General features: G+C 46.6%; 25 protein-coding genes and 2 tRNA genes. 14 read left to right on the top strand and 13 right to left on the bottom strand.

What is annotated here, in order from left to right:
- The first annotated feature begins 22 nt into the window (after positions 1-22).
- A complete protein-coding gene (locus RIF36_RS08475) occupies positions 23-793 on the top strand; it encodes a DUF1223 domain-containing protein (RefSeq protein ID WP_350124375.1) in 771 nt (256 codons plus the stop codon).
- 13 nt (positions 794-806) lie between these two features.
- Here RIF36_RS08475 and RIF36_RS08470 read toward each other — a convergent pair whose 3' ends face one another.
- Entirely contained in the window at positions 807-2,066 is a 1,260-nt protein-coding gene (locus RIF36_RS08470) for a dipeptidase (protein WP_350124378.1), read from the bottom strand.
- A 276-nt stretch (positions 2,067-2,342) separates the two neighbouring features.
- Here RIF36_RS08470 and RIF36_RS08465 point away from each other — a divergent pair, with 276 nt between their 5' ends.
- The 6 genes from RIF36_RS08465 to RIF36_RS08440 all read left to right on the top strand — a co-directional run bounded on the left by RIF36_RS08465 (position 2,343) and on the right by RIF36_RS08440 (position 5,511).
- Positions 2,343-2,612, top strand: a complete 270-nt coding sequence (locus RIF36_RS08465) for a cytochrome b5 domain-containing protein (RefSeq protein WP_151996227.1) — start codon at positions 2,343-2,345, stop codon at positions 2,610-2,612.
- Positions 2,609-3,472 (top strand): N-acetylglucosamine kinase, encoded by an 864-nt coding sequence (locus RIF36_RS08460; RefSeq protein ID WP_350124381.1) that lies wholly within the window; start codon positions 2,609-2,611, stop codon positions 3,470-3,472. Before RIF36_RS08465 ends, RIF36_RS08460 begins: the two co-directional genes overlap by 4 nt.
- The gene (gene murQ / locus RIF36_RS08455; protein WP_350124384.1) at positions 3,469-4,278 is read left to right on the top strand and encodes an N-acetylmuramic acid 6-phosphate etherase; all 810 of its coding nucleotides are present in this window, start codon (positions 3,469-3,471) and stop codon (positions 4,276-4,278) included. The genes RIF36_RS08460 and murQ overlap by 4 nt, the downstream gene beginning before the upstream one ends.
- Positions 4,271-4,840: a hypothetical protein gene (locus RIF36_RS08450; protein WP_350124387.1), complete on the top strand. Its 570-nt coding sequence runs from the start codon at positions 4,271-4,273 to the stop codon at positions 4,838-4,840. Before murQ ends, RIF36_RS08450 begins: the two co-directional genes overlap by 8 nt.
- Positions 4,841-4,913: 73 nt before the next feature.
- Positions 4,914-5,150, top strand: a complete 237-nt coding sequence (locus RIF36_RS08445; RefSeq protein WP_350124390.1) for a DUF433 domain-containing protein — start codon at positions 4,914-4,916, stop codon at positions 5,148-5,150.
- 1 nt (position 5,151) lies between these two features.
- On the top strand, positions 5,152-5,511 hold the full coding sequence (locus RIF36_RS08440) for a DUF5615 family PIN-like protein (protein WP_350124393.1): 360 nt from the start codon (positions 5,152-5,154) through the stop codon (positions 5,509-5,511).
- A 249-nt stretch (positions 5,512-5,760) separates the two neighbouring features.
- Here RIF36_RS08440 and RIF36_RS08435 read toward each other — a convergent pair whose 3' ends face one another.
- The 5 genes from RIF36_RS08435 to RIF36_RS08415 form a co-directional block, all read right to left on the bottom strand.
- The gene (locus RIF36_RS08435; RefSeq protein ID WP_350124396.1) at positions 5,761-6,672 is read right to left on the bottom strand and encodes a hypothetical protein; all 912 of its coding nucleotides are present in this window, start codon (positions 6,670-6,672) and stop codon (positions 5,761-5,763) included.
- Between the two features lie 82 nt (positions 6,673-6,754).
- Entirely contained in the window at positions 6,755-7,357 is a 603-nt protein-coding gene (locus RIF36_RS08430) for a transcription elongation protein SprT (protein WP_350124399.1), read from the bottom strand.
- A 6-nt stretch (positions 7,358-7,363) separates the two neighbouring features.
- On the bottom strand, positions 7,364-7,717 hold the full coding sequence (locus RIF36_RS08425) for a hypothetical protein (protein WP_350124402.1): 354 nt from the start codon (positions 7,715-7,717) through the stop codon (positions 7,364-7,366).
- Positions 7,718-7,731: 14 nt separating this feature from the next.
- A complete protein-coding gene (gene der / locus RIF36_RS08420; RefSeq protein WP_350124405.1) occupies positions 7,732-9,042 on the bottom strand; it encodes a ribosome biogenesis GTPase Der in 1,311 nt (436 codons plus the stop codon).
- Between the two features lie 173 nt (positions 9,043-9,215).
- A tRNA-Met gene (locus RIF36_RS08415) sits at positions 9,216-9,288 on the bottom strand.
- 77 nt (positions 9,289-9,365) lie between these two features.
- Between RIF36_RS08415 and era the strand changes: the two genes are divergently transcribed.
- The 6 genes from era to RIF36_RS08385 all read left to right on the top strand — a co-directional run bounded on the left by era (position 9,366) and on the right by RIF36_RS08385 (position 14,963).
- Positions 9,366-10,280, top strand: coding sequence for a GTPase Era (era, locus tag RIF36_RS08410; RefSeq protein ID WP_350097429.1), 915 nt, complete (start codon positions 9,366-9,368; stop codon positions 10,278-10,280).
- 203 nt (positions 10,281-10,483) lie between these two features.
- On the top strand, positions 10,484-11,308 hold the full coding sequence (locus tag RIF36_RS08405) for a phage tail-like protein (protein ID WP_350124408.1): 825 nt from the start codon (positions 10,484-10,486) through the stop codon (positions 11,306-11,308).
- A gap of 2 nt (positions 11,309-11,310) precedes the next feature.
- Entirely contained in the window at positions 11,311-12,129 is an 819-nt protein-coding gene (locus RIF36_RS08400; RefSeq protein ID WP_350149334.1) for a phage tail-like protein, read from the top strand.
- Positions 12,126-12,953: a phage tail-like protein gene (locus RIF36_RS08395; protein ID WP_350124414.1), complete on the top strand. Its 828-nt coding sequence runs from the start codon at positions 12,126-12,128 to the stop codon at positions 12,951-12,953. Before RIF36_RS08400 ends, RIF36_RS08395 begins: the two co-directional genes overlap by 4 nt.
- 90 nt (positions 12,954-13,043) lie before the next feature.
- The gene (locus RIF36_RS08390; protein ID WP_151996213.1) at positions 13,044-13,937 is read left to right on the top strand and encodes a bile acid:sodium symporter family protein; all 894 of its coding nucleotides are present in this window, start codon (positions 13,044-13,046) and stop codon (positions 13,935-13,937) included.
- Between the two features lie 15 nt (positions 13,938-13,952).
- Positions 13,953-14,963, top strand: a complete 1,011-nt coding sequence (locus RIF36_RS08385; protein ID WP_350124417.1) for a 1-acyl-sn-glycerol-3-phosphate acyltransferase — start codon at positions 13,953-13,955, stop codon at positions 14,961-14,963.
- On the opposite strand, the gene RIF36_RS08380 is transcribed toward RIF36_RS08385, so the two are convergent.
- The 6 genes from RIF36_RS08380 to RIF36_RS08355 form a co-directional block, all read right to left on the bottom strand.
- Positions 14,960-16,132 carry an AIR synthase related protein gene (locus RIF36_RS08380; RefSeq protein WP_350124420.1) on the bottom strand — a complete coding sequence of 391 codons (1,173 nt, stop codon included), beginning with the start codon at positions 16,130-16,132 and terminating at the stop codon, positions 14,960-14,962. The two genes, RIF36_RS08385 and RIF36_RS08380, sit on opposite strands and share 4 nt — an antisense overlap.
- Before the next feature lie 88 nt (positions 16,133-16,220).
- The gene (locus RIF36_RS08375) at positions 16,221-16,769 is read right to left on the bottom strand and encodes a 2'-5' RNA ligase family protein (protein WP_350124422.1); all 549 of its coding nucleotides are present in this window, start codon (positions 16,767-16,769) and stop codon (positions 16,221-16,223) included.
- The gene (locus RIF36_RS08370) at positions 16,769-18,787 is read right to left on the bottom strand and encodes a CHU_0125 family OmpA-like outer membrane integrity protein (RefSeq protein WP_350124424.1); all 2,019 of its coding nucleotides are present in this window, start codon (positions 18,785-18,787) and stop codon (positions 16,769-16,771) included. Before RIF36_RS08370 ends, RIF36_RS08375 begins: the two co-directional genes overlap by 1 nt.
- 55 nt (positions 18,788-18,842) lie before the next feature.
- Positions 18,843-19,346 (bottom strand): hypothetical protein, encoded by a 504-nt coding sequence (locus RIF36_RS08365; RefSeq protein ID WP_350124427.1) that lies wholly within the window; start codon positions 19,344-19,346, stop codon positions 18,843-18,845.
- Positions 19,347-19,445: 99 nt separating this feature from the next.
- The gene (locus RIF36_RS08360) at positions 19,446-20,243 is read right to left on the bottom strand and encodes a (Fe-S)-binding protein (protein ID WP_350124430.1); all 798 of its coding nucleotides are present in this window, start codon (positions 20,241-20,243) and stop codon (positions 19,446-19,448) included.
- Between the two features lie 3 nt (positions 20,244-20,246).
- Positions 20,247-21,581, bottom strand: a complete 1,335-nt coding sequence (locus RIF36_RS08355; RefSeq protein WP_350124433.1) for a 4Fe-4S dicluster domain-containing protein — start codon at positions 21,579-21,581, stop codon at positions 20,247-20,249.
- Positions 21,582-21,666: 85 nt separating this feature from the next.
- Here RIF36_RS08355 and RIF36_RS08350 point away from each other — a divergent pair.
- Positions 21,667-21,739, top strand: a tRNA-Phe gene (locus RIF36_RS08350).
- A 270-nt stretch (positions 21,740-22,009) separates the two neighbouring features.
- Here the strand turns inward: RIF36_RS08350 and RIF36_RS08345 are convergent.
- Positions 22,010-23,140, bottom strand: a complete 1,131-nt coding sequence (locus RIF36_RS08345; protein WP_350124436.1) for a pseudouridine synthase — start codon at positions 23,138-23,140, stop codon at positions 22,010-22,012.
- Positions 23,141-23,164: the final 24 nt, after the last annotated feature.

The following is a 23,164-nucleotide window of genomic DNA, read 5'->3' as shown; positions in this document are numbered from 1 at the left end:
CTCTGCTCTGTACCTTTACATCATGAAAAAGTGGGCAATTGCTATAGGCGTTGTGCTAGCAGTGGGACTTACAGCTTTTCTAAGCTCGAAGCCTTTCGTTGAAAAAGACACCCCATTGTTCACCTCCGGCAGTGGAGGTTTTGCCGTCATTGAGCTGTTCACCTCGCAAGGCTGCTCGAGTTGTCCGGCTGCGGATCAGCTTCTTAACTCAATTATCGAGGAAGCCTCCGCTAAGGGCGAGCCCGTCTTCGGTTTGTCTTTTCACGTAAGTTACTGGGACTACCTTGGCTGGAAAGACCCGTACGCCAGCTCCAAGTACAACGTTCGACAAGGCAACTATGTCAACAAACTAAAGGCTGGCAATGCCTACACCCCCCAAATGGTGGTAAATGGAAAAGTTGAATTTGTGGGTTCTTCCCGGAAGGAAGCGGATTGCGCCATCAAAACTGCTTTGTCCGAACCAGCCAGTTACTCACTAAAAGCGTCAGTCGTTGACAACGGCGAAGAGCTCCTGGTTAAATATGCCCTGGACAGAGCACCTAACCAGACATTGATCAATTTCGCCCTGGTGAAAAAGGAGGCAGAAAACCAAGTACCGAGGGGAGAGAACAAAGGACGAACGCTGACCCACAAAAATGTAGTTGTGGAGTTTCATGCAGTAGCAGCACAGGCGGCTGGAGAAGTTTCACTTTCCTTGCCAAAAGAATTTGACACCGAAGACAGTTCCGTAATTATTTACCTCCAAAATAAAAATGACCTGGCCGTCATCGCTGCTTGCCAGGTCATCCTGTAATTCTTTGTGGGGGTCAGGCACCCTTCAGTTCTTTAGATTTGTCAAGCACTGCGTTCCAAACCCTGAACACGTTCTGATAACAAATCTTGGCAATATCCTCTTCAGTGTAGCCCCGCTTCAAAAGTTCGTAAATCAGGTTAGGAAACTCAGAAACGTCTTTAAGGCCAGTTGGCAGCGAGTCACCCACGCCGTCGTAGTCGGAGCCCAAACCGACGTGGTCAATACCAGCTATTTCTACCACATGGTCAATATGATCGGCCACCACGCCTACAGTGGCAAACAGGTTGATGGCAGAATCTGCCACGTATTGCTTCATATAAGCCTGCGCAGTAGAATCTCTGTAGCTCAATCCATTTTCAGCCAACCAGTTGGTCATGTGCTCCCTTACTTTTTCGCTTTGTTCTCTCACTTCATCGGAAAGAAAGCTCGACCCAAAGTTGATTTGGATCACACCACCATTCTCACCCAGCATTTTGATCATTTCATCCGACATATTGCGCTCAAAACCTGGTGTGAAATACCGGCAAGATGAGTGAGAAGCGATGGCAGGCACGTCAGTCAGCGCCATCACATCATAAAATGTGCTGTCCGACACATGCGAAATATCCACCATAATGCCCTGCTTGTTCATTTCCTTCACAACCTCCTCACCAAATGGGCTCAGGCCATTCCAGGTATAAGTGGTATCGTAGCTGGAGTCGCAAATCTGGTTGTCTTTGCCGTGAGTAAGCGTGATATAGTTGATCCCTCTTTCAGCGAAGTACGCCACGTTGGCCAGGTCTTCCATTAAGGGAGCTCCGTTTTCCATACCCATCGGCAGCGATATCAGCCCTGCCCTAAAGTTCTCTTCAATTGCAGCAGGCGTCTTGGCCAATGCAAATTTGTCGGGATAGGTGGTTGTCAGCTTCTCTACCATGGCAATAAGCGAATCGGCGAGGTCTTTGGCTTCTTGCGTTACTCCATAGCTCGATGGAATGTAAATCGACATCATAGGCGCATCCAGGCCGCCTTCCTTTGCCCGCACATAGTCAAAGTTGCCTTCCGGGGTACGAACTGAAACGTCCATAACTTCCTTTTTTAGGATAAAACCCGCCACCTTCATTCGATAGGGCAAATCAACGTGGCCATCAGTCAGTATATATTTATGAGCAAGTGTGTCTGCGTAGGCCATCAACTCGGCATCCGACATGGCCGATATATCTTTCCTTTCTTCCTTCGGGGTACTACAGGCCGCTAATACAGCTATTAACAGGCAGTAAACTAGTTTTTTCATTGTTTTGGGTTTAGTTGAGTCATGAAATTAAGTGCAAATGACAAAGAAACCAATAGTTTGTTGTCGAGAACGAAGCAAAACAGCACTTAATTCGCTGTTTCATCTAATAAAATGAGAGAATGATTAATAATAGTATAATATTTAAACCGAAGTGAATGCGGCACTTCGAATTAATTAACTTGCCTGAAAGTGGAACCTGACGTCTAAATCTGTAGTTGGGCCATAAAATTGAAAAAATCAAAAACAGCCTAAAATTGAATTGTGTGCGCACACAATATGGATAATTCAAATTTATTGCCGATATTTACAGCCAATCAGCTGGCGCTTCGCAACGGACAGGACAGGGAAGAGGTTTGGATTGCCTACAAGGGGTTCATTTACGATGTGAGCCTTTCCAGGCTTTGGCGAACCGGACTACACTACGAACACTGGGCAGGGCAGGATCTTACCGGTGAATTACCCGATGCGCCACACACTGATTCAGTTTTTGATAAATTCAAATGCATTGGGCGCTTGTCCGGGCATGAAAACACCCAAACACAATGATTCTAATTGCAGACAGTGGGGCAACAAAAATAGAATGGCGTTTGATAACGGAAGATGGCCAAATCAAGCAAGCCAGCTCTGAGGGTTACAATCCCTACGTTCAGGAAGATGAAGACCTTCGAAAAGGAGTGCAGGAACATGTGCTTCAAGTGGTGGGGGCTCACAAAATAACCGAGCTGGCGTTTTATGGTGCTGGCTGCGGAAGCGTGGAAAAAAACAAAAAGGTAGCGGAAGTACTCAGGCCTTTCTTCCCTGACGCCGCCATTGAAGTTAACAACGATCTTTTAGCCGCCGCACGGGCACTATGTGGCAACGACCCAGGCATTGCCTGCATTTTGGGCACAGGCTCCAACTCCTGCTATTACAACGGTGAAAAAATTGCCGCACAAGTACCCTCACTAGGCTATGTGCTGGGCGATGAGGGTAGCGGTGCCAACATGGGCAAAAAGTTACTCATAGCAGCCATCAGAAACAGGCTCCCTTCCACTTTGCAGGAGGCGTTCAACAAAAGATTTGCATTAACGGAAGAAGACCTGCTTGAAAACGTGTACAAAAAGAAGTACCCATCCAGGTTTCTGGCCAGCTTCATGAAGTTCCTGATGCACCACATCAAGGAGCCGTATGTCTACAAGCTGGTCTACGATTCGTTCACCGAATTCTTCACGGAGATAGTCATGTCTTACAAAGACCACGACAAACTTCCCGTGCACTTCACTGGGTCGGTGGCCTTCTATTATGGCAATATCCTGCGCCAGGCAGCAAGCGATCAGGGTATTACTGTCAAAAACATCATTGAGGGCCCTATTGCTGGCCTCACGCTGTATCATCAGGAAAGAACTTTTGGAACAAGCAAAGTATGAGCACCACCGAAAGCAGTTCATATTACAATCACCTGGAACAAATGTCTGTTCTGGAGCTGTTGACCAACATCAACAAGGAAGACCAAACCGTGCCTTTGGCGGTACAAAAAGCATTGCCACAAATCGAGGTGCTGATCGCTCAGATGGTACCACGGATGAAAGAAGGCGGCAGACTGTTTTACATTGGTGCCGGCACCAGCGGCAGGTTGGCGATTGTGGACGCTTCCGAATGTCCGCCTACCTATGGCGTTTCGCCTAATGTCGTAGTGGGTATTATGGCCGGCGGCGACAAAGCCATCAGAAAATCCGTAGAGCATGCTGAAGATGACCCGAATCAGGCGTGGAAAGACCTTGAGGCATACAAGCCAACACCAAACGACACACTTATAGGAGTTGCCGCATCTGGCAGAACGCCTTATGTAATTGGTGGTGTGTCTGAGGCGAGAAAAAAAGGATTGCTTACTGGCTGCATTACCTGCAACGCTGGCACTAAGCTGGCTGAAGCAGTAGAATATCCTATCGAGGCGGTAGTAGGGCCAGAATTTGTGACTGGCAGCACCCGCATGAAGTCCGGAACGGCGCAGAAGCTGGTGCTCAATATGATCAGTACCACGGTGATGATACAGCTGGGGCACGTGAAAGGCAACAAAATGGTGGACATGCAACTGAGCAATGAAAAGCTGGTGCAACGGGGAGTGAGCATGGTGATGGATGAGCTGAAAATCGAAGAACCGCTGGCTGCCGAGCTATTACAGAAATATGGCTCAGTGCGAGGTGCTGTAGACAATTATCCAACGCATGCATGAGCTAGAGCCCTTTTACCGGTGGCTTACTTACTACGACCCTTCCACGGATCCCAACTCCCCTTTTGAAGGGAAAGAATACAACTACGACGTTTACTCTGAAACTGTTTACGGGTATTACCTGGCCCCCGGCTGGGATTATATGGGATCCGAAACGCTGTACATGAAAATTCTCTATGCCGATTACGAAGAGGGCTATGTCGTTTTTGAGTTCATTGGCGAATGGAACGATGCCCTTCATAACGACATCATGCACCTGAAGCGGAACATTGTTGAGCACTTCGAGCGGTACGACATCAACAAATTCATCCTCATAGGTGAGAATGTGCTCAATTTCCATGGTTCCGACGACTCCTACTACGAAGAATGGTTTGAGGAAGTGGAAGATGGCTGGATTGCCATGGTTGGCTTCCGGGACTTTGTGCTCGATGAAATGAAAAACTTCAATATCGACTCCTATGTCAACTTCGGCGGCACCCTACAGATTGACAACTGGAGAACCCTGACACCGAAAGTCTTTTATCAATTGGTGGAGCAGCAGATTCAGAGGAGGATCGGGGGGTAGTGACTAGTACTCAACGCTACTTCATGATGCAAAATCCAGAACTTTCTGTAAATTTATTGTTGTTATTAGTAGCATGGAGAAATCACTTCTACATAGAATTACATTGAATCCAGAAGTTTGTGGCGGCAAACCGACCATCAGAAACATGAGGTTTTCCGTTACCGACTTATTGAGTCTGTTGGCTTCAGGCATGACCCACGAAGAAATACTTAAGGACTATCCATATTTGGAGGAAGATGATATAAAAGCATGTCTTGAATATGCTGTAAGGATTTCCGACCCAAGAACAATCATTCCAGTAGTGCATTGACATGCATTGTTTTCTTGTCGACACGCAATTACCCCCGCTATTGTCTGAGTTGCTGAACGAAAGAGGTTTCGATTCAAAACACACTGCCGCCGACTTTCCAGATGGTCAGTTTCTGGGCGACAGGAGCATTATGGATATCGCAATAGAGGAAAATAGAGTTGTCGTCACCAAGGACAAAGACTTCAAAAACAATTACTTGCTGCAAGGCGCTCCTCCAAAAGTATTATTTATCCAACTCGGGAATTCTTCCAACAGGGAGTTACTCAATTATTTCAGGAAAAATTTAGCCCGCATTGAATCTCTGCTCGACGACGGTCATTATTTTATAACTCTCGGAAAGGACAATATCGCAGCTTACTAGACAAACGTCCAGTTCGACCTAACATGCTTGCAGAAATCATTTGCCTATCGTCTGCTGAGGCATAAAAACTAACCCTTGAAAAAACTTCAATATCGATTCCTACGTCAACTTCGGCGGCACCCTCCAAATTGACAACTGGAGAACGCTGACGCCGAAAGTCTTTTATCAATTGGTGGAGCAGCAGATTCAGAGGAGGATAGGGCTGAAATGGTCATCCTTTAGTTTCTGCCTACAACAACTCCTCTTAAATCACTTTTGAGATCGTAGTTGCTTTTCAGACCTCAGCCAATAAATATTTTTATCCAGTTTTCCCACGATGGTACGAAGCTCAAATGATCCCTGCATAATACTCGTCGATTTCAGTTCGTGAGTAGTATAAACCAAACGATAAGAGCCATAGGTATCATGACTGAAATAAGTACAGACAGAATCGTCTTCGATGTATACGTACTCTTTAACCAGCTTAAGCTTTTCCAAGAATTCAGTAAACTCCCCCTTGTCAGATTCCAAATACTCCACTACAGAATTCGGAACCTGCTCAATCGTCACGTCATTGAGTGTATACACCCACTGGTTTTGGTATGTCTTTGACAGATAACCTTCCCGTTCAATTGTCAACGTTCCACTGAAAATCTCGTCGTTGTTTTGACGTCGCTCCCGAGTTGGCGTCAACCCTTCGAAATTGCTATAATTTATCTTCTGCATCCCTTTTGATCTAGATAACTCGAAATGTTTTAGCCTAAGCGTATAGTCATTTCGCCATTCCCGATAGTTGGCAGATATCATCCTATTGGTTCTCGATTTCAGGAAGGAAAAGATGGCGTCAAATTCAGCTAACTCGTGCTTATAATAAGCAGGAAATTCATTCTGCTCAAATTTACCACGTCGGTAATCAATGTAGTGATGTTGAAGAAAAACTGTCCAAACAACTGTAGCTGCCACAGTCCCGAGAAGAATTACCTTGAATAGTAAATAAAACCGGCTTCTGTCAAACGGCATATAAGAATGTCTTTCAAAAGAGATTGGCTTCTCAGTCTGAGTATTGATGTTAGACTTTGGTAAATCAACATCATCTCCATACACTTGCTTAAGTTTCTTGAATGCTTTTTTGGGCTTTCTTGTGTAATTTTCCCTACGCATTCCGAATCCCATGTAACCCATAGCGAAAAGGTTGGTTTTTGGGGACGTTTAGTAAAACTAAAAAATGCCCCTCGCTCAATAAGTTAAAGAAAATAAGTCACTATCACCCCAACCTCTCCACCCTCGCCACTTCCGAAATCAAATACTTTCTCCCCGTTTTCATCTCCAGACAAATGGAGCGGGTGCGCTTCTTGCCTTCTTTTTTGAAATGGCGTGATTCCAGCAAAAACTCCTCACCAATGACAAGCTCAGCCAGCAGAATGCCTGATTTGTGCACGTCATATTTGGAAAGGGCCATCATGAGGGCAGGATCGGAGCAGGAAGCGGCTTTGGGGTTAGCCAGGTGGCGACGGAGTTTCAAACCCAATTCATCAGGAAACGCTCCAGCTTCCACCATGGGAAACAGCACTTCTTTGAAAGTATTTTTCCACTCAGCACCATGAGGGGCTATTCGTCGGCCATATTTTTCAAAAGCCTGCAGGTGGGCTACCTCGTGCAGGTAGGTTACTGTAAAAGCGTAGGGATTGAGGTCTTGATTGACCGTAATGATAGGCTTCCTGCCTTTGTTGAACCGGAAGTCGCCCAGTTTGGTGGAGCGGCCTTTGACCACCTTTAGCGTGAAGCCATGCTTCACCCAAAGGTCAAAGCAATACCGGGAAGCCTTTGGCGGCAGGTATTTTTCGAAAACTGCAAACTGTGACTGCAAGCGGGCTTAAGGTAAGTCTTCTACGTCTCTTTCAATGGTGATTTTCACATCCTTTAAATCACGATGGATGTTGCGAAGCTCTTTCCTGATTTGCTCTCTTATTTTTCGCACATCTCTGTCGGACACGTCCACTTTGATCACGATATCGTCGAGCCCATCCTCCAGTTCGATCCTGATCTCCTCCACATCATCCATGGCATCGTCGAGCGATTCCTCCACGTCGTTGAGGGCTTCGTTGATGATATCCTCAATTTCGTCGGTGCTGGCTTCTACAGTTATACTGAACCGATTGTCGTCACGCCGGTCGCTGCATGAGCTGATCATGAAAGCGACTGAAAGTATTGCTAACAATTTTTTCATAGGATAAAACTACCCTATTTCTGTCTGAAAAACAACGTAATGGGCGAACCGGTAAAGCCAAAGTGACCACGCAATTTGTTTATTAAATACCGCTGATAGGATTCTTTGATGTACTGAGGGTTGCTACAGAAAAAGGCGAATGAGGGCGTCTTTGTCGGAAGCTGCGTGATGTATTTGATGTTGATAATTTTGCTTTTGACAGACGGCGGAGGAAATTTTTCTATTTCCTTCAACATAATATCATTCAGCTTGGAGGTCGCAACCTTTTTTATTCGGTTCTCGTGGATTTCCATGGCCAACTCAATTGCCTGAAAAATTCTCTTCTTGGTTACTACAGACGTGAATATAATGGGCACATACGCCATGTCGCCAAGCTTTTCTATCATGGCTTTGGTAAACTTGTCGGCGGTTTTCTCGTCCTTCTCCACCAGGTCCCACTTGTTCACCATGATCATGATGCCTTTTTTGTACTTGTGGGCCAGGTTGATAATGCTCATATCCTGCGCTTCCAGGCCAAGTGTTGCATCGATCATGACAATACTCACGTCGCTGTCCTGAAGGGCCTGAATGGATCGCAGCACAGAGAAGAATTCAATGTCTTCTTTCACCTTGGCTTTCTTGCGAATACCAGCAGTGTCGGTCAAAATAAAGTCCTTGTTAAATAGGGTATAGCGGGTGTCGATAGCATCACGGGTGGTGCCCGCCACGTTGGTTACAATGGTGCGATCCTTGCCAACCAGCATGTTCAGAAAAGAAGATTTGCCCACATTGGGCCTTCCCAAAATAGCAATACGGGGAATGTCTTTTCCCGGATCTTCGTCACCATCTTCCTCAAAATGCTTTACTACTTCATCAAGCAACTCTCCAGTGCCGGAACCGCTATTGGAAGAAATAGGAAACATGTGTTCTCCCAGTCCCAGCTCGTAAAACTCATTCGCAGCAAAAATTCGCTCCGTGTTATCGGCTTTGTTAGCCACCAATAGCACGGGCTTGTTGACACTTCTCACGACGTTGGCGAAGTCTCTGTCCCATGGCGTAACGCCCTCACCACAGTCAACCATGAACAGGATAACCGAGGCCTCTTCGAGCGCTTCCACTACCTGCTCTCTGATGGCAGCTTCAAAAATATCATCCGACCCCACCACATATCCGCCGGTATCAATCACCGTAAAATATTTACCAATCCACTCGGCGTAGCCGTAGTGGCGATCCCGGGTTACGCCGGGTTCGTTGTCCATAATGGCCTTTTTCTTCTCTATCAGTCTGTTGAAGAAAGTGGATTTGCCGACGTTGGGCCTGCCTACAATTGCTACGATATTTGCCACTGGAAAATAAAAGATTAGTAATAATGAATGAGGAAATCAGCCACGATGGCTCTGCTGAAAACAAATATTATTGGTAAAATTCGTCATAATAATTCAGAAAAGCTCCTCCGGCTTTTTCGCTACCATAACAACGCATAACAAAAAGGCCTCAGCGTGCGCTGAGGCCTTGTTAGTAGCGGGGACAGGACTCGAACCTGTGGCCTTCGGGTTATGAGCCCGACGAGCTACCAACTGCTCCACCCCGCGATATGTTTGTTAAAGGGCTACAAATGTAAGGCAGCTTTTAAGCAAAAACAAGTACCTTTACAGAATAATTCAAAAGAATGTCAAAAAAATCTACTGACCAGCCATCTCCAGCGTTCCGTTCGGGGTTTGTGTCCATCATCGGCAAACCCAACGTCGGCAAATCTACCCTCATGAACGCCCTCATTGGTGAGCGCCTCTCCATCATCACAGCCAAGGCCCAAACTACCCGCCACCGCATTTTTGGGATATTGACAGGCAAAGATTTCCAGATTGTGTACTCCGACACACCCGGGGTAATGAAGCCTCAGTATGAATTGCAGGAGGCGATGATGCGTTTTGTGTACCAGTCGCTGGAAGATGCAGATATGATTCTTTTCGTTGTCGAGCTGGGCGACAAAATGGATGGCGACAACGTCGAAATTCTGGAGCTGTTGAGGAAGAGCGGCGTGCCTGCCCTTTTTGTGATTAATAAAATAGACAAGTCAAAAGGCAGCCAGTTGGAAGACAAGGTCACTTACTTCAAAGAGTTTTCGGGTGATATCCCTATTCTCTGCATCTCCGCCCTCGACAAGACCAACCTGGAGCCACTGTTTGACCAAATATTAGAAAAACTGCCTGTCCACCCACCGTATTTCCCTGACGATGAAATGACAGACCGAACCGAGCGGTTTTTTGCATCAGAAATCATCAGAGAGAAAATATTTCTGAACTACAAAAAGGAAGTGCCTTATAGCTGCGAAGTAATCATTGCTTCATTCAAAGAGGAAGAAAAGATTATCCGTGTGATGGCAGAGATTTTTGTTGAGCGGGCCACTCAAAGGGCGATCATTATTGGGCATGGAGGGCTGGCTTTGAAAAAAGTGGGGATAGAGGCAAGGAAGGACATGGAAGCCTTCTTCGGCAAGCAAGTCCACCTCGAAACCTATGTGAGGGTTGAAAAAGACTGGCGGCAAAATAAGCTCAAGTTGAAACGATTTGGGTATGTGGATTGAATCCAGGCCTAAAAATGCCTTCTAAGGATTTCATTTGAGCTACGGAAGGTCAGTCATAATTCCCAAAAAATAGATTCCCAAAAATCTTTCTTTCCTGCCGACAAACCGAAAAAAAATACCCTTATTCAGCATAATAAAACTATCAACTTTTCCATTTTATAAATTATTCCTATTTTAAGCACATGCTCAAACAGGAATAACCAATGCTATCCAGAAAAAACAGCCTCATATCAGGCATTATAATATTTACATATTTTTTTCCACAAACATTCTACGGGCAGGAAGTTATCATAGGGAACGCCTTGAGCTCTGACAATGCGCTTTTGAATATTGGCTCAGAAAAGGGCATACTACTTCCCCGGCTTACTTCCGTGCAGCGGGCAACATTACCCAGCCCCGCCAATGGATTGATTGTATACGACATCGAACAACACTGCTATTACTATTATAACAGCCGCAGCGGCTGGGAGGCAATGAAGCCGGTGCCGGCGGGAACAATTACAATGTGGTATGGGGATATTTCTACCTACTTTCCCGGAGGCGTGGGGGTTAAGCACATGGCGGGGTGGGCGATTTGCGACGGCAACAATGGAAGACCAAATCTGGGGGGCAAATTCGTTGTTGGGTACTCAGGGTCAGGAGACTATGCGACTATTAATGGCACCCCTGGAGGATCTGGAACAGTAGGTCTTGGGGTAGATAACTTGCCAAGCCACACCCACACCATTACTGACCCAGGTCACAACCATGCCGTCACACTGCCTGCAAACACAAGTCATACGCACAGCATCAGCTACAGTTCCAGTAGCTTTGGGCCAACTTTCGGGCGGGCGGACGATCATCTCTCTACCGTCGCTTACAGAGACGGTGGTACTATCGTTGACTATGACGTCACCACAAGCAACGGTTCCTTTTCGGCATCGATGAGTCCCGCCAGTGCAAACATTTCATTGCAAAACAATGGGTCGGGTGCTGCCTTCGACAATCGCCCACCTTTCTATGTTCTTGTTTACATCATGAAATTATAACCATGAAGTTTCCAGCTAAAATTAATCTGATTTTTGTGTTTGCCTTTCTCCTGGCCAACTATACCAACGCCCAACAAGGCGCAGCCATAGGGACGACTAACCCGGAGCCGTCAGCGGCCTTTCAGGTCGGAGAAAGGGTTTCCAATATCAATAAGGGAGTGCTCATACCACGAACTACTACATCAATTGTCGGGCCCACCGATGGGCTGCTTATATATAACACATCCTCCGGATTCCTTGCCTATTCCCAAGGAGGCGTTTGGACAGATATCGCTCCTGTGCCCTCCGGTACGGTGATTATGTGGGGAGGAGATGTCTCAAGTTTGCCGGATGGCTGGGTGCTTTGCGACGGAAACACCTATAATTTGCAAGGGGCTGTAACATCAGGTGGCATCCCAACCCCTAACCTCAGGAGCCAATTTATAGCTGGCTATTCTGGCGGCGGAGACTATGCCACGCTGAACTCCGTCACCGCAGGTGGGGCCTTTCACACACTTACTATAGCAGAAATGCCGTCACATTCGCACAGTATTTCATCTGATCACACACACAGCCTAGGTTTTACTCCAGGTGCTCACGATCATGATTTCTCTGTCAGTGATGCCGAAAAGAGCACCGGCGTTATCGCAGGTGCAAGCACTGCACCTGTTGCCGGGTTTCACTATCTCCCCGTGGCCAACCCCAAGTCAACCTCAAGGGTGGGAACCACGGTAACAGTTGGCAGTTCAGGGACGGGAATTTCCGTAGGGGAAACCGGCTCAAGTCAGGCCATCGACAATAGACCTCCATATTATGTATTGGCGTTTATCATGAAGCTATGAAAAAGATAACCCAGCCACATCGATGGCTACTCACTACCGTCTGCTTTCTTACGAGTTTCTGCCTAAAAGCACAAGGGCCGGAAGACTTTCTTTTTATAGGCACTGGGCCAACCCCGCCTTACGAAAAGGCCGTCGTTGTCATTGATGTCCAGGAAAAAAACAAAGGTGTGCTATTGCCTAACTACGCTACTGAAATGAACGACGGAACCAACCACAGAAAGCACTTGCTAGCGGAAGAAGACGGAATGATGTATTACGACTCTATTGGAAATAACGTCAGTGTTTACAATGGAGCCAATGACGTTTGGAATTCTCTGGCTTCTTTCCCTGTCAAAAGCATCGTGATGTGGAGTGGCGACCCAAACGCACTTCCGGCTGGCTGGTATCTCTGCGATGGTGGCAATGGCACGCCAGATTTAAGAGGCAGGTTTATTGTTGGTCTGAACCCAGGTGGTTCTGACTATCCTTCCAAGGGCCCGGGTGGGGGCTCTGACTACATAATGATTAACGAGGCCATGCTGCCTAACCACTCGCATGGGGTAAACGACCCTGGTCATACCCATGCGGCTACCTTGACTCATGATCATAATTATTCTGTCACAGAATACCGATCCATTATTCCGAACACAAATAAAAGCATGGTGGGCCCGGGGGGCTCTCCAAGCAACACAAGTTCGGTCACCACAAGCTCGGCCTCGTTTACCGGCACTTTCTCTGTCTCCTCAAGTGGTGTAGGAGCATCTGCTGGCGCTACTGGGGGAGGTCAGCAATACGACAACCGGCCACCTTACCTTGTGCTAGCCTTTATTATGCGTGTAAACTAGCATAAACCGGCAGTCGAAAAAGAAGCTGCATTTAACTCAGCAGCCGAACAAACATTTTTCTTCCTATCTTTCGCCTTGCATTAAAAATACATGGAAGCGATCGATAGTGTGCATCTTAATTTTAGTCAGGGATCTGCCTGGGGTCTTAACTTGCTGCTGGCCTTCATCATGTTCAGCGTGGCTATTGAGCTTTCGGTAGGAGATTTTAAAAAAATCGCACAATACCCGAAAGCGGCGGTTGTAGGTATCATCTCACAGTTCCTCGTCCTTCCTCTTCTGACTTTTCTTCTCATACTGGCGTGGGAACCGGCCCCAAGTATTGCTCTGGGCATGATCATGGTAGCGGCCTGCCCTGGTGGTAATGTCTCGAATTTTTTCTCTTTCATGGCCAAAGGCAATGTGGCACTATCAGTCACCCTCACCGCATTTTCAACTGTAGGTGCTATTCTTTTCACCCCTATCAATCTATCATTCTGGGCCAGCCAATATGAGCCTACCGCCAGGTTGCTTACAAAAGTGGATCTTTCCGTTTTAGATGTTTTTACGGCCGTATTCATCATACTTGGCGTGCCACTTATCGTAGGCATGACAGCAAAGCACAAAGCCCCGGAATGGTGCCTGAAATATGGCAATGTATTTCGCAAGGTCTCCCTGGGCATCTTTGCGCTATTCGTTGTTGGAGCCCTTACCGCCAACTACGAAATATTTTACAACCATATTTACCTGGTTGTCATTCTGGTATTGATCCACAATGCGCTTGCCCTGGGTGGAGGCTATGCCCTGGCCAGATTTTCCGGTTTGACTTCCACTGATCGTCGTACGATTGCTATTGAAACAGGAATTCAAAACTCGGGCTTGGGACTTTTGCTCATATTTACTTTTTTTGACGGCTTGGGAGGCATGGCGCTGATTGCCGCCTGGTGGGGCATCTGGCACATGGTATCCGGGATGACCGTCAGTTACCTGTGGTCCCGTTCCAACTAAACTTTAACGTTATACATGATCTATTTCATTTTTCGGCCAATTGTTAGGGTCGCTCTATGGTTTTTTTACGGCCATTTCAAGGTTTCCGGTCTCGAAAATTTACCAAGGAATGCACCTGTCATCCTTGCCCCTAATCACCAGAACTCATTTTTGGATGCCATTCTCCCCGCCTGTTTTCAGCCCAGGTCGCTTCATTTCCTCACCCGCTCCGACGTGTTCAAGAAAGGGCTGATACAAAAAATTCTTTTTGGTTTTCATATGTGGCCTGTCTATAGGCAGCGAGACGGCAAGGATACCCTTGGAAAAAATGAAGAAGTGTTTAAAAACTGTAGTCAGCTACTGAGGGATAATGGATGTCTGCTACTGTTTCCGGAAGGCGACCAAGTCTGCGCACACAACCTTAGGCCGCTCAAGAAGGGGATGGCTCGTATTGCATTCCAGTCAGCACAGGAGTCTAACTTTGAAAAGGAAATTTATATTGTGCCGGTGGGACTGAACTACGAGCACTACTGGAATTTCAATACGGCGTTTCAGATGCGTTTCGGCAAACCGGTCAAAGTGCTCGATTTCAAGAAAGATTATGAAGAGAGCGAACAAAAAGGACTATTATCGCTTACCAAAGCGGTGAGTGACGGTATGGAGCAGGAGATCATCCAGATTGGCAGCAGTGCCAATGAAAATTTTTGGTTCGAAGAAGCTGGGCTTTCGGGGGTAGATTTAACGTCGCCTGAATTTTTCAGAAACATAGACGTCGACTCAAGACCTGCACCCAAACCAAAGAAAAGAAAAATTAACCCACTGGCCCGTGCTTTACACTGGCCCGTGCTCACACTCCTTTCCCGTTTCTTGAAAAGTAAAATCAAAGACAACAAGTTTCTCGGCGCCGTAAAGTTCGGAATGGGCATGGTCTTCTTCCCAATATATTACCTGATTGTATTCGCAATCATTGTCGCCCTTTCTGGAAACTGGTGGCTGGCCACAGGATTAGTTGTTTTTATGATTCTATCCCTGAAAGTAAAAAGCTAAGCTTTGCTGTACTCAAAAGTGCCACGTGCACTGGAAATCGTGACAAGCGGGCTAGCTGAGGCCTTCACCTCACCTATAATTTGCGCATCAACTCCGAAACTGTTCGCAATTTGAATCATGTTCTCCGCTGAATCAGCGTCGGTATATATTTCCATCCGATGCCCCATATTGAACACTTTGTACATCTCCTTCCAATCCGTACCACTTTCTTCCTGAATGATCCTGAATAAAGGCGGTACGTCAAACATGTTGTTTTTTACAACATGGTTCTCAGTGATAAAGTGGAGTACTTTGGTTTGTGCTCCGCCACTGCAATGGACGATTCCATCAATCGCTGCCCGGTGGTGTTTAAAAATCTCCATCATTACCGGTGCGTATGTCCTTGTGGGAGACAGTACCAACTTCCCCATATCTAACGGCACGCCTGCTACCCTGTCGGTTAGCTTGTATTTCCCTGAGTACACCAGGTCTCTTGCTACTGCAGCATCGTAACTTTCAGGATATTTGCCCGCATAGGCCTTTTCAAAAACATCATGACGTGCAGAAGTTAGTCCGTTGCTACCCATGCCTCCATTGTAACTGGCTTCGTAGGTAGCCTGGCCGTACGACGCAAGTCCAACAATCACATTCCCCGGCTTTATCCCGTCAGTCGTGATAACGTCCGAGCGCTTCATTCTGGCGATCACCGTGCTGTCTACTATGATGGTTCGAACCAGGTCGCCAACGTCGGCAGTCTCCCCTCCGGTCAATGCTATATTCACACCATGGTCTCTCAATAGCTGCAGGACTTCCTCGGTACCGTTAATAATTGCTGAGATGACCTCTCCCGGCACTTTATGCTTATTACGCCCAATGGTCGAGGAGAGAAGAATGTTGTCGGTAGCCCCCACACAGAGCAGGTCGTCGGTGTTCATAATGACTGCATCCTGGGCAATGCCCTTCCAAACACTTAAGTCGCCCGTTTCTTTCCAATACAGGTAGGCTAGCGATGACTTGGTGCCGGCACCATCAGCATGCATAATATTGCACCATTCAGCGTCATTGCCCAGCATGTCGGGCACAATCTTGCAAAATGCTTTGGGGAAAAGACCTTTGTCAAGTTTCGAAATTGCCTGGTGCACGTCTTCCTTGTCGGCCGACACACCTCTTTGCAGGTAGCGCTCGTTCATCCGACAAAAATAAGCGACCCACAAGAATTGTTCGCCTTCTTTAGCCAATTAATTGAAGACATGCGACCGACTGGGCTGTAGATTATCATTAGATAGCAAACTCCTTTAAAAGGATGTTCTTCCTCGTTTCGGGATCTTCCCTGTAGATCACAATTCTTCGGCATTCAAAAGCATCGGGAACAGACGCACTGGCAAGGAACTTAATCGCCTTGTCGTAGTTGTCACCCTTGATGTAGTTGCCAATGGTGATGTGGTGCCTCAGGTATTTTTCAAAATCTTCGTGCTGAGGTTTCTCTCCAGTCAGATAATCTTTGAAGGCCTGGTGAAGGCTATTGGTTAATACCCTTAGAGGGAGTGACTTCTCCACATCCACAAAAATCAAACCCCTGCCGGGTGCGATAATTTTATTCAATGAGATGTCGAAAGGAAGAACACCTGTCACTACTTTTTCAACAGCCTGCACAAGCGGCTCGAGGTGACCCTGTTCAACTTTCAGATAAATAAGGGAAATGTGCGGCTCATAGTCCCAATAGAAAAAGTTGCCTATTTTCTCCTTAAGCTGAAGCTTGAGTTTTTGGATATGAGAATAGACCGGCTCCGTGGGAAGCAAAAAGACCTTTACAGTGTCGAGCGCCATTACTGTTGTTCTCCCCCGTTTCCTCGTTTAAAATACTTATCAAACTCATCGTCTTCCAGCGAGCCGGGCTGATCTTCGTCTTCGATGATGAACTTAGACTTGTCGTATTTTGTCACTTTAAATTCGGTACGACGGTTGACCTGATGCTCCTCCTCAGTTTGTGCTTCTTTGATGATCAACTGAGTTTCTCCATAACCCCGGGCCACCATGCGGGAGGCGTTTATTCCCTGTGAAACAAGGTATCTAACCGCTGATCTGGCCCTTCTATCTGAAAGGTCAAGGTTATAGTCGTCGGGAGCTCGATCATCTGTGTGAGAAGCAAGTTCAATTTCAATCTCTGGGTTGTCTCTCATGAGTTGCGCCAGTTTGTCAAGCTCAACTGCAGCATCGGTTCTGATGTCGTCCTTGTCCAGATCGTAGTAGATATTTTCCAACACAATCGGCTTTTGCATAATAATTTTGTCGAGCCGGATTTTTGTCTCAAAAGTTACGTTAGTGATCAGCTCAGTAAGTGTGCTTCTGTCAGGCGTTTTGCCTACAGTGCTAAAGTCGATCCTGGTGGTGAAGTAGTCCGGCTTTTCGGCTACCAGATAATAGTTTTCTTCCCCAAAAACCTGAAAATTGAAGGAGCCATCGTCACCGGTGAAGGTTTCGCTAATCAGCTTGTCATCTTTTTCATCCAGAAGCCTCACTTTGGTATTGCCTAAAATCTCGTCAGTTCCGGTAGCATCGGGCGTTACAGTAGTCCCTGCTAGATGAAAATTGATGATTTTCAGATTAGGGTCGTCATTGACAAAGGTATAAATGTCGTCATCGCCCTTTCCACCGGGTCTGTTGGAAGAAAAGAAGCCTCTCGTAGGATTAAAAAGGAACAAGCCAAAATCGTCTCCTTCCGAGTTGACAGGTGCCCCAAGGTTGTCTACCCTCATCGCTCCGCCCTGTCGCTTGGCCACAAAAATATCCATGCTGCCGAGCCCCGGATGCCCATTAGAAGAAAAATAAAGAGAGCCATCCTCGGCCATATATGGGAATGCTTCGTCACCCGCTGTGTTGATTTCAGGTCCCAGGTTTCTGATATCCACCCAACGGCCCCGGTTGTTTAGGGTAGCTGAATAAATGTCGCTGCCACCCAGTCCGCCTGGTCTGTCCGACGCCCAGTACAAAGTGGTGCCATCAGGACTCATAGCCGGGCTGCTGTCCCACGACGAGGGCTCATTGACATTGACGGGCCTTGGGGTAGACCATCGCCCGTTCCTATATCGGGTAAAAAACAAGTTAATTTGCTCGGCATCACTGCTTTTTCCTGTGTTGCCTTTGGCAAAAATCATCGTAAAGCCATCTGAAGAAAAGGCAACAGACCCTTCGTTAACTCCCGGGTCATTAATAACCGGATCCAGGGCTTTCAGCGAGGTGAGGTCGACAACGGCACCTCTTGTTTTCACACTGTAAATATCTGTAAAACCCGTGCCAGTGGCCTTGTACACTTTTCCACCATCTCTGTTTGAGGTGAAATACAGGTCGCCCTTATTGTAAACAGGGCTATATTCAGCAGCTGGTGTGTTAACCGTTTCAAGGTTTTTTACCCTGTAGTACGACTCTCTGTCTTTCAAAAGATCAAGCTTCTCAAGGCTCGCCAGATCATCTTCTGCGAGCTTCTTGATAGATGGCGTTGAAGCTTTCAGTAAGTAGTCATTCAGCGCATCTTTAGCGTCGTCATATTTCCCTACTGCTTTGAGGGCTTGAGCATATTCAAACCATGCCATTTCGTCATCAATACCATTCTGAATAGCAGCACGATAGTAGGGCGCTCCCTGGCCAATTTTATTCGACTTCTTGTAAGCTTCCGCAAGCCGATAATTGAGGTCAGGATCTCGTGGATTTTTCTTCACCAGTGTCTGATACTGGTCGATAGCAACGTCATATTCCGCATTGGCATATGACTTTTCTGCTTTTTTGGAAACACTGCATCCAGCCAGAAAAAACAATCCCAATACTAGTCCCAAACAGGTGTTTCTCATAACAACTACTATTAAACGAGGTACAACCTTCAAACACTCAATTTAACGAATGTCCCTATTGAAAGGTATGCGCAGTTTTAAAATAACGTTTCAACCAGGTGTCTCCAGCCGCCACCAGCCAATTTGCTTTCAGGTCTTCCTTTGAACTTATCAGTGTATTGAATACCCGAGAATCGGCCTCCAGTTCACCACTTGCTACTTTTGGTTTTATTTCTTGCAGCTTAACTCTCTCAAGAGACTTCCCATTTTTAAAAATCACTGTGTCTCTTGTAAAAAAGTCTACTTTCAGTTTTTCCTGAAGTATTTGGAGTTCGTGAACAGATGCATCAATACTACAACCTGAAGCACCATAAGACGCTTCGTCGACTGCGATAATGACAAACACCTTATTTTCTATAATAAAAGAACTCGTAAGCGGCTGGTTATGGGCCTTCCACGAATCAAGAAATGAAGTAAGCGAACCGGAAAGCCACTCCACCTCTTCGTCGGTAAGGAATCTATCGCATTGGTACACCCACAACCTGCTGGTGTCCTCCATCTGATCAAAAGGAATAAACATGCCTTATAATTTTTAGTAAATATAAAAGCCCGGGGCTACATGAACTAATCGAGCCGTCGCTATTACTAATAATTACAATAAAACTAAAGTTCCAATCAACTACGAATTTGACAGGTCAGAGTTTGATGCCAAAATGAGTTCTGCAAGGTCAAGCACCCTCACCTGACTCTCCTTTTCCTTGTTCTTGACCCCGTCCGACAACATGGTCATGCAGAACGGACAAGCGGCGGCTATCACCTCCGCACCGGTTGACAGTGCCTCTTCGGTGCGTTCAATATTGATTTCCTTATTGCCTTTCTCAGCGTCTTTAAACATTTGTGCTCCTCCGGCACCGCAGCAAAGCCCAGTAGTTCTGCATCTCTTCATTTCCACCAGATCAGCATCAAGTGCGGAAATCACCTCTCTTGGCGCTTCATACACCTGATTGGCCCTGCCGAGGTAGCAGCTATCATGATAAGTAATCTTTTTGCCCTTAAAGGCCCCTCCGGCCACCTTCACTCTGCCTTCATTGATAAGTTGTTGCAGGTAGGTAGAATGGTGGATCACGTCGTAGTCGCCGCCAAGACTGGGATACTCATTCTTCAGGGTGTTGAAGCAGTGAGGGCAAGCCGTCACTATCTTTTTTATTTCATAGCCATTGAGCACTTGAATATTGGCCATGGCCTGCATTTGAAACAAAAACTCATTCCCGGCCCGCTTGGCAGGATCCCCGGTGCACGCCTCCTCCTGGCCCAAAACTGCAAATTTTATCCCGGCGTGGTTGAGGATTTTAACAAAGGCAGTCGTCACTCTCTTGTAACGGTCATCAAAAGAACCGGCACAGCCTACCCAAAACAACACTTCGGGCGACTCTCCTTTGGCGGCCATTTCGGCCATCGTTGATATCTTATACTCCATTGTTTAGTCTTTTGAAGGTTCTTGTTTCAGTTCGTTGGCCCAATTGAACCGGTCGGAGGGTGGGAACTTCCAGGGGGCAAAATTATTCTCGATATTCGAAAACATAGTGTTCCACGAGGCTGGCGAGCCCGATTCTTCCATGGCCACATACTGGCGCATCTGCACAATGATATTCAAAGGGTCAATATTAACCGGACAGGCTTCGGTGCAGGCATTACATGTGGTACAAGCGTTAATCTCTTCTTTGGAGATATGGTCACCCAGAAGAGACTTCCCGTCTGCTCCCGGCTCTCCACCTTTAGCAAGAAAACTCCCGTACTCTTCCATCCGATCTCTCGTATCCATCATAATTTTACGGGGCGAAAGTTTTTTGCCAGTTATGTTAGCCGGGCACTCAGATGTGCAGCGACCACATTCTGTGCAGGCATAGGCATCCATCAGGTTCTTCCAGCTCAGGTCCATTATGTCTTTGGCGCCAAACCTTCCTACCTCTGCCGGAGGTGCGGCCTGATCCGATTGGATTCCCAGCATCATCTTCACCTCATTGGTCACCGTCTCCATGTTCTCAAATTTCCCTTTCGCATTGAGGTTTGAGTACCAGGTGTTTGGGAACGCCATGAAAATGTGTAGATGCTTTGAGTAAGTAACATAAATAGCGAAGGCCAGAATGCCAATGATGTGAAACCACCATGCAAACCGTTCAACAACTACCAGCGTGTCAGTGCTCAGTCCGTCGAATAATGGAATAAGCACAGAGCTGATGTACAGCGTGCCTGTCTGATGATATGCCTCCGGCAATTGAGTCTGCAACAACTGATCGGTGGCATTCATAGTTAGTATCGCAAGCATCAGGATGCTTTCAATTACCAAAATAAGGTTACCATCCAGTGCAGGCCATCCTTTCATCTCAGGCTTTGTGAATCTCGGCACCCTCAAAATATTTCTCCTTATCAGGAAGACAACACAGGCAACTAAAACGGCCAGCGCAAGAAATTCGAAAAAGTTAATTGCCACACCATAAATGCTGCCGAGCAAAGGAGCAAACAGCCTGTGCGTTCCCAATATACCGTCGAGCACAAACTCCAGCACCTCCAGATTAATGATGAGAAAGCCCGCATAAATGAAGAAATGAAAAAAGGCTGGAATAAAACGCTTGAACATCTTCTGCTGTCCGAACGCCACAAGCAGCATGGTCTTCCATCTTTCACTCTTACGATCCGATCTATTAAGAGGTCTTCCCAGTAAAATATTCTTTCTTATCTGCCGGATTCGACCGAAAAGCATAAAGCCCGCAACGGCCAGAATAGCTAAAAACGCAATTTGCGGAAGGTAGGTCATGTTGTTTGTCGCTAGTTTCCTTTATTTTTCAAATTGTTTTTGGATCAAATCATTTAATCCATACTTTTGCATTCTCATTTCTGAGGGTGCTGTAGCTCAGTTGGTAGAGCATCGGACTGAAAATCCGTGAGTCGGTGGTTCGAATCCACTCAGCACCACATCACTTAAATGCCTTCGCTAGCGAAGGCATTTTCTTTTTCTATCCTCCTCATCCCACTTCTTCACGCAGCGATAGTCATCCGACTTTGCTTTCATTATTTCGAAGATATAAAGGATTTATGAAAAATAGTATGCATGCATACTAAATAGTTGACCGAAGCACATTCCGGCCAACTACAATATTAAAACAACTAATGGAAGTTATAAAGGCAACGGAGTGATGCCATTTATCAGTGCACTAAAGTGACTCGAAACAGTGTGAGGCTGAATTAGGTGAAGTTCTTCAGCATATTAATTTCCGACTTAGTAAGCATACGCCACGTGCCCCTGGTAAGGTCTTTTTTGGTAAGCCCTCCATACATCACCCTATCGAGCTTCACCACGTCGTAGCCCAGGTACTCAAAAATACGCCTAACGATCCTGTTTCGGCCAACGTGTATCTCAATTCCGATACCTATCGAATCTGGAGATACGATCTGAATATCGTCGGGCTGAACGGGGCCATCCTGCAACTCAAGGCCTGCCTTGATTTTTGCAAGGTCATCGGCCTTCAATGGCTTATTCAATTCTACATAATAAATTTTCTTCACCATGTGCGAAGGGTGACTCAGCTTTTTAGCCAATTCTCCATCGTTGGTAAAAAGTAGCAGCCCACTTGTGTTCCTGTCCAGTCTGCCAACCGGGTAAATCCGCTCTTCACAGGCATTAGCCACCAGTTTCATCACAGTCTTCCTGTTTTGCGGATCGGTAACTGTAGTTATAAAATCCCTGGGCTTGTTCAACAACAGATAAACCAGCTTCTCAGCTTTCATTACCCTTCCATCAAACTTCACAACGTCCTTTGGCCCTACCTTAAGCCCAAGCTCGGTTACCACCTTACCATTGATGGTCACTTTTCCCTCTTCAATCAGCTTATCAGCCTCCCGGCGTGAAGCGATGCCAGCATTAGCCAAGTATTTATTCAAACGAACTGGCTCATTGGGAGACACAGGCTTCTCATCGTATTTCTGTTTGAAGGGTTTTCCAGCCGCTCCACCCTTTCTTGGCCCTTTTGGCGCACCTTTACCTTTTGGCTTACTGGCAAAGCGGGAAGTTCTTTCGAACGCTCCTTCCGTAGCATTGTCAGGTGAGCTTCTTTTCACACGACCAGTCGACTTTTCACCAAAGCTCCCTGCTGACCTCTTAGGACGGCTGGTGCCCTCTGAAGAACCTCGCCTATTCCGGCCTTCCGACGGCTGGCCTGAGCCGTCAGCAGAGCCGGTAGCAGGCCCCTTGCGCCTGGCAGAAGGCCCTGACCTTTTAGGGTCATCGCTTCTCTTGCCTGGCTCGCTGCGTTTGCCCGCACCAAAAGACGGCTTATCGTCGGAGAATTTCTTTCCTCCTTTAAATGGTTTCTTCATAAGTGGAATGTAATAAAAAAGAAG

The organism is Imperialibacter sp. (assembly GCF_040222815.1).
GTDB lineage: Bacteria > Bacteroidota > Bacteroidia > Cytophagales > Cyclobacteriaceae > Imperialibacter.
This window is presented reverse-complemented; position numbering and strand designations above follow the sequence as displayed.